Genomic DNA, 11902 nt, shown 5'->3' with positions numbered 1-11902 from the left:
CGGCGCGCCGCAGCCGCTCACAGCGGCGGCGGCGCGTCGGCCCTTCCCACACGCACACGCGGAAGCGCGGGAGATCGTGTTCGACTTTCTTGATATGGACGCCCTGCTGGGGGCCTTCTGGGTGACGGTGAAACTCACCGTCTACTCGGCCCTCGGCTCCCTGATATGGGGAACGCTGCTGGCCGGTATGCGGGTCAGCCCGGTCCCGCCGATGCGGGGTTTCGGTACGGCGTACGTCAACGTCGTCCGTAACATCCCGCTCACCGTCGTCATCGTCTTCGCGTCGCTGGGCCTCTACTCGACCCTCGGCATCAGCCTCGGCGCCGAAGGCGACATCGCGATGATCAACTTCCGGCTGGCGGTGCTCGGCCTGATCGCCTACACCGCGGCCTTCGTGTGCGAGGCACTGCGCTCCGGCATCAACACGGTGCCCGTCGGGCAGGCGGAAGCGGCCCGTGCACTGGGGCTCAGCTTCCCCCAGGTGCTGCGGCTGATCATCCTTCCGCAGGCCTTCCGCTCGGTCGTCAACCCGCTGGCCAACGTGCTGATCGCACTGACCAAGAACACGACCGTGGCGTCGGTCATCGGTGTCGCCGAGGCCGCGTACCTCATGAAGGGCTGGATCGAGGAGTACGCCGCCCTCATTCCGATCGTGGCCGTCTTCGCGTTCGGATTCATCTGCCTCACGCTGCCGACCGGCCTGGTCCTCGGCTGGGTGAGCAGGAAGGTGGCGGTGAAGCGATGACCTCCGTTCTCTACGACGCCCAGGGGCCGCGCGCCAAGCGGCGCAACATCCTCTACACGGCGCTGTTCACCGTCGGCCTCGCGGCCGTGCTGTGGTGGGTGTACGACGGTCTCAGCTCCAAGGGCCAGCTCGACTGGGTCAAGTGGGAGCCGTTCTTCACCAGCACGCAGCCGTACACGACCTACATCTGGCCGGGGTTCCAGAACACCCTGATCGCGGCGTCGCTGTCGCTGGTCATCGCACTGCCGCTCGGCGCGGTCTTCGGCATCGCCCGGCTCTCCGACCACGCATGGGTCCGAGGTGTCGCCGGCACGGTCGTGGAGTTCTTCCGCGCCATCCCCGTGCTGATCCTCATGCTGTTCGCCAACCAGGCGTACGCCGACTTCACGGACATCAGCAGCGACGTCCGCCCGCTCTACGCGGTCGTCACCGGCCTGGTGCTCTACAACGCCTCGGTCCTCGCGGAGATCGTCCGGGCGGGAATCCTGTCCCTCCCCCAGGGGCAGACGGACGCCGCCAAGGCGATCGGCATGCGCAAGGGCCAGACGATGCGGTTCGTGCTGCTGCCGCAGTCGGTGACCGCGATGCTCCCCGCGATCGTCAGCCAGATGGTGGTCATCGTGAAGGACACCGCGCTGGGTGGCGCGATGCTGAACTTCTCCGAGCTGCTGGCGTCGGTCCGGCCGATGAGCGCCAACTACGGTGCGAACACCATCGCCAGCTTCACCATCGTCGCCGTCATCTTCGTCGCGCTGAACTTCGCCCTCACCTCCGCCGCGGGGTGGCTGGAGCGCAAGCTGCGCCGCGGCAAGAAGAGCACGGGCGCGGTGGTCCACGCCGGACCCGGCGGAGGGCTGGAGACCGTCGAGGCCCCTGGTGGTGGCATCTCGACGCAAGGTGACTTCAAGTCCGGCGCAGGAGGCGGCGGTATCTGACCACGGCGGTCATACTCCCGAGGGGCGGCGGCGCGCGAGCGCTGCCGCCCCTTCGTCGCTTGACGGGGACACCGGCAGTCTGTTGCATACGTTCTGTGATCGCGCATCGGGCTCCGGCCAGCCCTTTCCCTCTGTTCCCTCTGTCCCGGCAGGCCACAGGAGCAGCACAGTGGACCCGGTGATCGTGGTCGGCGCGGGCCCTGTCGGGCTCGCGCTGTCACTCGCCCTGGCCGCGCAGGGAGTTCCCTCCGTCGTGCTGGACGAGGGGGCCGGAAAGGAAGAGCCCCGGCACGCCCGTACGGTCGTCCTGCGCGCCGACACCGCGGCGCTGATCGAGCGGCTCGGCTGCACCACGATCCGAGACGAGGGCGCCCGCTGGGTCGGCTGGCGGTCGCTGCGCCGCAAGCAGGAGATGCGCGCCCTGGAGCTCGGCGGGGACGACTGCCCGGCCCCGGTGCACATCCCGCAGCACGCTCTGGTGCGCGGGCTGCGCGACGCCATCGCCGAGCTGGGCCCCGAGGGGCCGGTGCGGCTCGCCGCGCACAGCCGGCTCGACTCGCTGGAGCAGGATGACGGCGGCGTCACCGTCCACACGCGCGGACCCGACGCGACCTGGTGGCGCGGGAGTTACGCGGTCGGATGCGACGGGGCGCGCTCGACCGTACGGAAGCTGCTGGGCGTCCGCTTCCCGGGACGCACCGCCGTGGAGCGCCACGCCGTCGCCGCGCTGCGCACCGAACTGCCCTGGCCCGACGAGGCGGTGCTGCATCGGATGCCGCCCTGGCGCGCGGGCGGCGAGGAGGTGACGGCCAGGCCGCTGCCGGACGGCGCCTGGCGCCTCGACTGGCTGCTCCCGGCCCGCGGCGAGCTGGTCACACCCGAGGCGCTGGTGTCCCGGGTGCGGGACACCCTCTCCGGATGGTGCGACCGTACGCCGCAGTACGACCTCATCGACACCGGCGTCTACACGCTGCACCACCGGCTCGCCCGGCGCTGGCGAGTGGACCGGGCCTTTCTCGCCGGGGACGCCGCCCACCTCCTCGGGGCCGTCGGCACGCAGGCGCTCGACGAGGGGCTGCGCGACGCCGACAATCTGGCCTGGAAGCTGGCGCTGGCCTGGCACCACGGCGCATCGGACACGCTGCTCGACAGCTATCAGGCGGAGCGGCGCACGGCCGTCGCCGCGCGGCTGCGCGCCGCGGACCAGTCGCTGCCGATACTGCGGGGCAGCGGCGGGCTGCGCACCTATCTGCCGGGGACGGGGCGCGGGCACGACATCCTGCTGACCGACGGTCATCTGGGACTCGGTGCGCTGGGCGCGCCCCCCTCGTATCCGCACTCCCCCCTCGCGCCTCAGCCCACCGAGGCGCACACCTCGGTCGGTACCCCGTTCGGCGCACCGGTGGCCGACGCCCGGGTGACGGCGCCGGACGGCACGACCGTGCGGCTGCGGGACCGGCTGGGGCGGGGCCGGCTGCTGGTCGTCCTCGTCGCGCCGGGCACGGGTGTGTGGGACCGGCGGCACTGGGCGGGCGCGGGTGTGATGCCCCGGCTGGAGTCCGCCGTCGAGGCGTTGCCTCTGCGTGCCGAGCTGCTGGTCGCCGAGAGCTATCCGGGGGCCTCGGCCCATACCGTGCTGCTGGTACGGCCCGACGGGCATCTCGTCGCGGCCTTCGCCGGGGTGCGGCCGGCCGAGCTGTACGCGGCGGCGGACGCGGTGCGCGGCGGCCCGCCCGCCCGGGCGGGATCCACCCGCACCGGCTCCACCCGCACCGGGTCCGCCCGCACTGTGGACATCAATTGACCTTCACGGGAGCACATGGTGTACTCCCGGACATGACCGACACCGATGTGCGCCTGTGGCGGAGGGTCCATATGGACTTCCTCCGCTATGCGGGCTGCGTGTGTCGCCCGTCCTGCTGATTCGCCTTCCTTCTTCTCCTCTGCGCGCCCGCGCCCGCTTCTGCGTACGCCGGGCCACGCGCCTCTGTGAACTGCGAACTTCCAGGACGGTTCCCCGTGTCTCAGCTGTCCCAGCCTGCCGCCTTCTCCGTACCGCCGGAGCCGGCCGCGCCCACCGCGGCCGATCTGCTCGCATTCGTCCGGCGCAGCGCCGACGACACCGGACTGATCGCCTCCCTTCCGCTCGACCCGCAGGGCCGCACCTGGGTGCGGCTGGAGGGGCCCGGTGGCAGCGAGGCATGGGTGATCGGCTGGCCGCCGGGCACCGGAACGGGCTGGCACGACCATGCCGAGTCGATCGGCGCCTTCGCCACGGCCTCCGGCGAGCTGAAGGAGAACGCCCTCGCGGTGCGGCTCCCGGCCAGTGGCTGGAAGACTCTGGAGCTGGCAGAAGGGGTGGACCGCGAACGGCAGTTGGGCCCCGGCCAGGGGCGGGCGTTCGGACAGCACCATGTGCACGAGGTGCTGAACGAGTCGGGGACCGAGCACGCGATCTCGGTCCACGCGTACTATCCGCCACTGCCGTTGCTCCGGCGCTTCAGCCGGTCCGGCGCGGTGCTCCGTCTTGAGCAGGTCGAGCGTCCGGAGGACTGGCAGTGAGCAACGACCCCGTGGGGATCGACGAGTTGCTGGAGCAGGTGCGGGACGGCCTGGACCGGATCGGGCCGCGCGATGCCTTCGACGCGGCGGCCGAGGGGGCGCTGCTGGTGGACATCCGCTATGCGGCGCTGCGCGAACGGGACGGGCTGATCCCGGGCGCACTGGTCGTGGAGCGCAATGAGCTGGAGTGGCGCCTGGACCCGCGGGGCAGCCACCGTGCGCCCGAGGCCACGGATCACGATCTGCGGGTCGTGGTGATCTGCAACGAGGGATACGCCTCCTCCCTTGCGGCCGCCTCCCTCCGGCAGCTGGGCCTGCACCGTGCGACCGACGTGGTGGGCGGCTTCCAGGCATGGCGGTCAGCGGGCCTGCCGGTACGCGAGCCGGGCGACACGACGGCGTAGGCGGTGCCTGGGCCATGCCCTGGGCCGTGTCGACTTCTTCCTCTTGGGCAGACCGGGTCCGGACCGGGCAGCCCGACCGACTGCCTGACTGCCTGGCTGGCTGACTGGCTGACTGGCTGACTGGCTGACGCTTCACGTCCGCAGGCAGATGCACAGCGGCCGTGCCCTGGGAGTGTCCGGCCACGGCTCAGGTGCACGGGCTGCGCCCGTGACCCGCGGCCGGCCGAGGCGGCCGTCCGGCACGGGCCGGTGGCCCCGGGGTGAGGTTGTCCGCCCCCGCGCCCTGTCCCCTCCGGGCCTCCGGCCGGCCATGCCCCTCCACCGCCGGTCCGGTCAGTAACGGTCGCCCAGGCCCTCGTCCAGGCCCTCGACGTCCTCCCCCTCCTGCTCCAGTGCCTCGCGGACGACGCGCAGGGCCATACCTTCCGAGTACCCCTTGCGGGCGAGCATGCCCGCGAGCCGGCGAAGCCTGCGGTCCCGCTCGAGGCCGCGGGTGGACCTCAGTCTGCGGGCGACCAGTTCGCGGGCGGTCGCCTCCTCCTGGTCCGGGTCGAGCTGCCCGACCGCCTCGTCGATCAGCGCCGAGTCGACGCCCTTGGTGCGCAGTTCACGTGCGAGGGCGCGGCGGGCCAGCCCACGCCCGTGGTGCCGGGACTCGACCCAGGCGTCCGCGAACGCCCCGTCGTCGATGAGGCCGACGTCCTCGAACCGGGACAGGACCTCATCGGCGATCTCTTCCGGGATGTCCCGCTTGTGCAGCGCATCACGGAGTTGCTTCCGCGTGCGCGGCGTTCCGGTGAGCAGGCGCAGGCAGATCGCCCGCGCCCGCTCGGCCGGATCCTGGGGCGACAGCTCCTTCTCGGCCCTCGACGAGTCGGGGCTGTCGCCCGGCCATTCGGTGCGCCGGGTCACGGACCGGCTCAGCTCTTGGCCGAGGCCGCCGCCTTGGTGGCCTTCGTCGCCTTCGTGGCGGGCGCGGGCACGGCCTTCGCGGGCTCGGCGCCCGCGGCCGCGGCACCCGCCGCGTCCGCTCCCGGCTCAGCCGACGGGGCCTCCGGCCTCACCCCGACACCCAGCTTCTCCTTGATCTTCTTCTCGATCTCGTTGGCGAGGTCGGGGTTGTCCTTCAGGAAGTTCCGTGCGTTCTCCTTGCCCTGGCCGAGCTGGTCGCCCTCGTACGTGTACCAGGCGCCGGCCTTGCGGACGAAGCCGTGCTCCACGCCCATGTCGATGAGGCCGCCCTCGCGGCTGATCCCCTGCCCGTATAGGATGTCGAACTCGGCCTGCTTGAAGGGGGGCGCCACCTTGTTCTTCACGACCTTGCAGCGGGTGCGGTTGCCCACCGCCTCCGTGCCGTCCTTGAGGGTCTCGATACGGCGGATGTCGATGCGCACCGAGGCGTAGAACTTGAGCGCGCGGCCACCGGTCGTGGTCTCCGGCGAGCCGAACATCACGCCGATCTTCTCGCGGAGCTGGTTGATGAAGATCGCGGTGGTCTTCGACTGGTTGAGCGCGCTGGTGATCTTCCGGAGCGCCTGGCTCATCAGGCGGGCCTGGAGACCCACGTGCGAGTCGCCCATCTCACCCTCGATCTCTGCGCGGGGCACGAGCGCGGCGACGGAGTCGATGACGATCAGGTCGAGGGCACCGGAGCGGACGAGCATGTCGACGATCTCGAGCGCCTGCTCGCCGTTGTCCGGCTGGGACAGGATCAGATTGTCGATGTCGACGCCGAGCTTCTTCGCGTACTCGGGGTCGAGGGCGTGCTCGGCGTCCACGAAGGCGACCTGGCCGCCGGCCTTCTGCGCGTTGGCCACGGCGTGCAGGGTCAGGGTCGTCTTGCCGGAGGACTCCGGCCCGTACACCTCCACCACACGGCCGCGCGGCAGGCCGCCGACGCCGAGCGCGACGTCGAGTGCGGTCGACCCGGTGGGGATGACCTCGATGGGCTCGTTCGGCCGCTCGCCGAGGCGCATCACGGCGCCCTTGCCGAATTGCCGTTCAATCTGTGCGAGCGCGGCGTCGAGCGCCTTCTCGCGGTCGGTTCCTGCCATGGGTTCCACCCGGTTTGCTTGAGTCGATCGCTTCACGTCAAAGACGCTAACCCCTGCCACTGACAATGCGCCCCGACGTCCCTCCAACCTGTGGAAAACCCGGCGAGAACCCCGGGATTTCAAGGGCTGGAGTCCCATGAGAATGTATGTTCGATTTTGGTGTCAAGCGCACCACCCGGCCCCGGGGAGTCTCAGGCGCGGTCTTCCTCAGGCTCCGCGGGCGGCCGCTGCTCCCGCTTTCCGCCCGCGCCTCTGCTGCTCAGCACCTGCTGAAGGCGGGCCACCACCGCCTCGCCGTGGCGCCGGTGGCCGTGGACGCGCGGGTCGTCCGTCACGTCGTACCGCTTCACGTACGCACCGAGGAACGCCTGGAGCGTCGCGACCGCCGGGATCGCGATCAGCGCGCCGACCGCACCCAGCAGCGCGGTGCCCGCGACGACCGAGCCGAACGCCACCGCGGGGTGGATGTCGACGGTCCTGGCGGTGAGCTTCGGCTGCAGCACATAGTTCTCGAACTGCTGGTAGATCAGCACGAAGCCGAGCACCCACAGCGCGTACCAGGGGTTGACCGTGAACGCGATCAGCATCGGCAGGGCGCCCGCCAGATACGTACCGATCGTGGGGATGAACTGGGAGACGAGGCCCACCCACACCGCCAGCGCCGGAGCGTACGGCACGCCGAGCAGCGCCAGCAGGACGTAGTGCGCGACTCCGGAGATCAGTGCCATCAGACCGCGCGAGTAGATGTACCCGCCGGTCTTGTCGACCGCGATCTCCCAGGCACGCAGCACCTCCGCCTGCTTCGCGGGCGGCAGCACCGAGCAGAGCGCACGCCGCAGCCGGGGTCCGTCGGCCGCGAAGTAGAAGGAGAAGAGGAATATCGTCAGCAGCTTGAACAGCCCGCCGAGCACGGTCGCGGAGATGTCGAGCACGCCGGTCGCGCCGTTCTCGACGTATTTCCGCAGCCAGTCGGAGCGCAGCACGCTGTCCTGCATCTCGACACGGGACAGCTCGGTGCGGAAGGTCTCGTTGATCCAGTTGATCACCTGGTCGAGATACTTGGGGAAGTCCTCGACCATCTCGACTATCTGGCCCGCCAGCATCGAGCCGAGCAGCACGACGAAGCCGACGGCGGCCACCAGGACCGCGAAGAAGACGATGAAGGTGGCGAATCCGCGGCGCATGCCGCGAGCCGCCATGCGACCGACCGCGGGCTCGATGGCCAGCGCCACGAAGAACGCGATCAGGACGTTGATGAGCAGCCCGACGAGCTGGTGGAACGCCCAGCTGCCGAGTTGGAAGCAGGCGTAGAGCGCCAGCGCGAGGACCATGGCACGGGGCAGCCACCGGGGCATACGGCCGCTCCCGCCGACTCCGGAGCCGACGGGCCTGCCGGCTCCGGCGGCAACCGCGCCATCCGACAGCGCGCCACCGTCGCGCAGTGCACCGGCATCCGGCAGTGCGCCGCCGTCGCGTGGCCCGTCGCCGTCGCGCGCCGCATCGCCGGGCGGCGAAGCCGCCTGCGCCGGGCCCGACCGGAGCTGCCCTGCGGCCGCGGGCGCGGGGACCGTCGGCGCTTCCTCGCCCCCCGCCGGCGGGCGCACGGCGTCGACGTCCGCCCGCCCGGTCTGCGAGGGCCGGACGGGCGGACGGTTCTCGTCTTGGACGGTCTCGTCAGTCGGTGCCACGGACCAAGTCTCGCGCACCGCCCCGACAACCGGACGACAGCCTGTGGAAAACACCCCAACTCGCCATCGGCCCGCGGAAAGCCCCGGTTCGGCGCCGCGCGTCCCCGCTCATCTCTTGTCCGCGGGGATCCCCATCGCGGCGCACACCCCGCGCCAGACGTCCTTCGTCTCCCACCCGGCGGCCAGTGCCTCGTGCACCGTGCGGCCGCCGAGCTCGGCCATCACATGGTCGCGCGCGAAGGAATCGGCGTACGCCGCGCCGAAGTGCTCTTCCATGCGCTCCCAGAAAATCGTCAACCGCATGACCCCAGTATCGCGCTCCTGAGAGTGCAGCCGAGCCGGTCCCCCTTGCCGAAAGCCCTTTCCGTCCTACGGTCGGAACATGGCTGGAACACCCTTGGCACGTGCCGAGCACTTCATCTGGCTGACGGCCCGTGTGCTCGAGCAGCGGCGGTTCGCGTACCACTTCCTGGGCGCGGACGCGGAACCGGTCGAGGCCGCGCTCAGCGCGTATCTCAACGCCGACGGCGGGTACGGACACGCCCTGGACCCCGATCTGCGCGGCCCCGTGAGCCAGCCGCTGCACACGGCGCACGCGCTGCGGGTCCTGGACTCCATCGGACGCTGCGGCGGACTGCGGGTGGAACGGATCTGCCGCTACTTCACGGACGTGGCCACCGAGGACGGCGCGCTCCCCGCGATCCACCCCTCTCAGCGCGGCTATCCCTCGGCGCCGTTCATCCCGGTCGTCGACGACCCCCCGAGCGAGCTGCTGGCGACCGGGCCGGTCGTCGGGCTGCTGCACCGCAATCAGGTGTGGCACGCCTGGCTGTTCCGGGCGACCGACTTCTGCTGGGCAGCGGTCGACGCGTTGGAGAAGTCGCATCCGTACGAGATCGAGGCGGCGGTCGCGTTCCTGGACGGCGTCCCGGACCGGTCCCGCGCCGAGGCTGCGGCGGACCGGCTCGGACGGCTGGTGCGCGAGCAGCGGCTCGTGGTCCTCGACCCGGGGCGGCAGGACTCGTATCCGGTCGCCCCGGGGTACGCGCCGGGCGAGCGGCACTTCCCGTACGACTTCGCGCGCCTGCCGGGCTCGCTCGCGCGCCGCTGGTTCACGGACGAGGAGATGGAGCGTTCGCTCGACCATCTCGCGAGTGAGCAGCAGAGGGACGGTGGCTGGCCCATCCGCTGGCGCGAATGGGCACCGGGCACGGCCCTGGAGTCCCGCCCGATCGTGTCGATCGAGGCGCTGCGGACCCTCAGAGCGCACGGACGGGCGCTGCGCTGAGGGAGGGCGTGGGCCCCATGCGCCGGCCTCCGGGGTGCCGGCTTCCGGCGTGCCGACCTCAGGGACGTCGGCCTCCGGCGTGTCAGCCCCCGAGCGCGCGCACGCCCGCGGTGACGAGGACGGCCGCCGCGACGACAACGAGGAACGGCGCACGGAGCACCAGGGCGACGGCCGCCGCGCCCAGTCCCGCGGCCCTCGCGTCGAAGACCAGGGCGCTGCCGGAACTGAACGTCTCCTGCGCCGTGAGTGCGGCCAGCAGCGCGACGGGGAGCAGGGCGGCGAGCCGCTGGACGAGCGGGCGCTCCAGGACTCCGGCGGGGACCAGGAGCCCCGCCAGTTTGACGAGGTAGCAGGCGGCCGCGGTCGCCCCGATCGCGATCCAGACGTTCAACGGTCCGCTGCCTTCCGCTTGTTGGTGGTCGAGTCGCTGGTGGCCAGGTCACCGGTGGTCCGGTCGCTGGGGCTCCGCTTGTTCCCGATCCTGCGGCCTTCGAGCCAGAGGACTGCGGGCGCGGCGAGCGCCGCGACGAGCACGGGCACCCCTGCGGGGAGCACCGGCAGCAGGCCGAGCCCGAGGACGACCGCGACGCCGGCGACGACCCGCTCGGTGGACGTACGCAGCATGGGTGCGAGCAGGGCGAGGAAGACCGCGGGCCCTGCGGCGTCGAGCCCCCAGGCGTCGGTGTCGCCGATCGCCTCCGCGCCGAGCGCCCCGAGCAGCGTGGTCAGGTTCCACAGCACGTAGAGCGTGAGGCCGGTGACGGTGAAGCCCAGGCGTGCGGCACGACGGGTGGGCTGGGCCAGGGCGACTGCCGCGGTCTCGTCGATGACCCAGTGGGCGGCGAAGGGCCGCACGGCCCGCGGCACGGCGAGCAACTGGGAGAGGCGCAGGCCGTAGAAGGCGTTGCGGGTACCGAGGAAGAAGGCGCCCGCCGCGGCGGTGTGCGGGTTGCCGCCCGCCGCCAGCGCACCCACCAGCGCGAACTGGGAGGCGCCGGTGAAGACGAGCAGGCTGAGCGCGCAGATCTGCAGGAGGCCGAGTCCCGCGCCCGCCGCGGTGACGCCGAAGGCGAAGCCCGAGAGTCCCACGGCGACCCCGACGCCGAGGGCGTCGCGTACGACGGCGGTATCGGCTTTCGCCGGTACGTCCGCGGGAGCCGCCGGCTCGGAGGACGACGGGGTGGAGGACGCCGGCGTGGGAGCCTCGGTCGTCGGCCCGTCGTCCAAGGGGGCCGTCGTGTCCATGGGGGTCGTGGGATCCATGGGGGTCGTGGGATCCATGGGTATGTCTGCTGGTGCTGTCCGTTCTGCCACGTCGTGGACGGTACGGGAGCGCTCCGGACCCGGTCTTGTACGTTCTTGCGCGCCCGCCCGGCCCCGCGCCTGCGTCAGCGGGCGGCGCCGAGCCCGCGCCCCCGCTGGTACGCGCCGGGCGGCACGCCCACGATCCGCGCGAAGTGCCGGGTGAGATGGGGCTGGTCGGTGAAGCCGACCGAGACGGCGGCCTCCGCCGGAGCGGCGCCCCCGTCCAGCAACTGGCGGGCGCGGCGGACCCGCGCGTCGGTGAGCCAGGTGTGCGGGGGCATCCCGTAGCTGTCGCGGAAGGCGCGCAGCAGGGCGAACGGGCTGGTGCCGAGCTCGGAGGCCAGGGCATGGAGCGTGGGCGGGTCGTCCATGCGCTCCTCCAGCAGCGCCCGGGCGCGCTCCGCGTTGAGTGCGCCGGCCGTTCGCGTCTCACGCGTCGGCAGTGCGCTCCCGTACCGGCGCAGCATCCGGGCGACCACGATCCTCAGCACGCTGTCGGCGGCGAGGGCGTTGCCCTGCTCCGCCGCGCGGTGGAACTCGCGGATGAGGTGCGCCGCCTGGCGGTCGGCCACATCGGTCTCGGCGAAGCCCGGCGTACCGCGGATCGGCGTCGTCTCGGCGGCGATCTCGGCGACCACCTGTGACGACGGGTACAGGATCGAGTACACCCAGCCCTCGGGCACCCCGGCCCTGGCGGTGTGCGGGACCTCCGGGTTGATCATGACGACGGTGCCGGGCCCGGCGTGCACGACTCCGCCGGGCAGTCCGACCTCCTCGATCCCGCCGGTGATCGTGCCGAAGACGTACCCCTCGTGGCTGTGGCGGGGGAAGGTGTGGCGCACGTAGCGGGCCCTGAGCAGATCGATGCCGGGCAGCCGCTCGTGCTGCCAGAGCCGCGCCCACTCGTCCTTGGCCATACGG

At 71.9% G+C, this 11902-nt stretch carries 12 protein-coding genes and 1 pseudogene; 6 read left to right on the top strand and 7 right to left on the bottom strand.

Going from position 1 to position 11902, the window contains the following annotated elements:
• Positions 1 to 94: 94 nt before the first annotated feature.
• The 5 genes from KK483_RS26920 to KK483_RS26900 all read left to right on the top strand — a co-directional run bounded on the left by KK483_RS26920 (position 95) and on the right by KK483_RS26900 (position 4646).
• Complete coding sequence (locus KK483_RS26920; RefSeq protein WP_262007795.1) at positions 95 to 745, top strand: amino acid ABC transporter permease; 651 nt, start codon at positions 95 to 97, stop codon at positions 743 to 745.
• Complete coding sequence (locus KK483_RS26915; RefSeq protein ID WP_262007794.1) at positions 742 to 1680, top strand: amino acid ABC transporter permease; 939 nt, start codon at positions 742 to 744, stop codon at positions 1678 to 1680. Before KK483_RS26920 ends, KK483_RS26915 begins: the two co-directional genes overlap by 4 nt.
• Positions 1681 to 1849: 169 nt before the next feature.
• A complete protein-coding gene (locus KK483_RS26910) occupies positions 1850 to 3484 on the top strand; it encodes an FAD-dependent monooxygenase (protein ID WP_262007793.1) in 1635 nt (544 codons plus the stop codon).
• 224 nt (positions 3485 to 3708) lie between these two features.
• Positions 3709 to 4242 carry a cysteine dioxygenase gene (locus KK483_RS26905; protein WP_399016182.1) on the top strand — a complete coding sequence of 178 codons (534 nt, stop codon included), beginning with the start codon at positions 3709 to 3711 and terminating at the stop codon, positions 4240 to 4242.
• Positions 4239 to 4646, top strand: a complete 408-nt coding sequence (locus KK483_RS26900; protein ID WP_262007791.1) for a rhodanese-like domain-containing protein — start codon at positions 4239 to 4241, stop codon at positions 4644 to 4646. Before KK483_RS26905 ends, KK483_RS26900 begins: the two co-directional genes overlap by 4 nt.
• Before the next feature lie 333 nt (positions 4647 to 4979).
• On the opposite strand, the pseudogene recX reads toward KK483_RS26900, so the two are convergent.
• The 4 genes and pseudogenes from recX to KK483_RS26880 form a co-directional block, all read right to left on the bottom strand.
• Positions 4980 to 5591, bottom strand: a pseudogene (gene recX / locus KK483_RS26895) (recombination regulator RecX); the annotation flags it as partial.
• Entirely contained in the window at positions 5567 to 6700 is a 1134-nt protein-coding gene (recA, locus tag KK483_RS26890; RefSeq protein ID WP_262007790.1) for a recombinase RecA, read from the bottom strand. The gene recA and the pseudogene recX, both read right to left, overlap by 25 nt.
• 191 nt (positions 6701 to 6891) lie before the next feature.
• Positions 6892 to 8055, bottom strand: coding sequence for an AI-2E family transporter (locus KK483_RS26885; protein WP_313879517.1), 1164 nt, complete (start codon positions 8053 to 8055; stop codon positions 6892 to 6894).
• Between the two features lie 441 nt (positions 8056 to 8496).
• The gene (locus KK483_RS26880; protein ID WP_262007789.1) at positions 8497 to 8691 is read right to left on the bottom strand and encodes a DUF3046 domain-containing protein; all 195 of its coding nucleotides are present in this window, start codon (positions 8689 to 8691) and stop codon (positions 8497 to 8499) included.
• A 79-nt stretch (positions 8692 to 8770) separates the two neighbouring features.
• On the opposite strand from KK483_RS26880, the gene KK483_RS26875 reads away from it, so the two are divergent.
• Positions 8771 to 9676, top strand: a complete 906-nt coding sequence (locus KK483_RS26875; protein WP_262007788.1) for a hypothetical protein — start codon at positions 8771 to 8773, stop codon at positions 9674 to 9676.
• Between the two features lie 82 nt (positions 9677 to 9758).
• Here KK483_RS26875 and KK483_RS26870 read toward each other — a convergent pair whose 3' ends face one another.
• The 3 genes from KK483_RS26870 to KK483_RS26860 all read right to left on the bottom strand — a co-directional run bounded on the left by KK483_RS26870 (position 9759) and on the right by KK483_RS26860 (position 11898).
• Entirely contained in the window at positions 9759 to 10067 is a 309-nt protein-coding gene (locus tag KK483_RS26870) for an AzlD domain-containing protein (RefSeq protein WP_262007787.1), read from the bottom strand.
• On the bottom strand, positions 10064 to 10939 hold the full coding sequence (locus KK483_RS26865) for an AzlC family ABC transporter permease (RefSeq protein WP_262007786.1): 876 nt from the start codon (positions 10937 to 10939) through the stop codon (positions 10064 to 10066). The genes KK483_RS26870 and KK483_RS26865 overlap by 4 nt, the downstream gene beginning before the upstream one ends.
• A gap of 125 nt (positions 10940 to 11064) precedes the next feature.
• Positions 11065 to 11898, bottom strand: coding sequence for an AraC family transcriptional regulator (locus KK483_RS26860; RefSeq protein ID WP_262007785.1), 834 nt, complete (start codon positions 11896 to 11898; stop codon positions 11065 to 11067).
• Positions 11899 to 11902: the final 4 nt, after the last annotated feature.

It is taken from the genome of Streptomyces sp. FIT100 (assembly GCF_024584805.1).
Taxonomy (GTDB): Bacteria; Actinomycetota; Actinomycetes; order Streptomycetales; family Streptomycetaceae; genus Streptomyces.
This window is presented reverse-complemented; position numbering and strand designations above follow the sequence as displayed.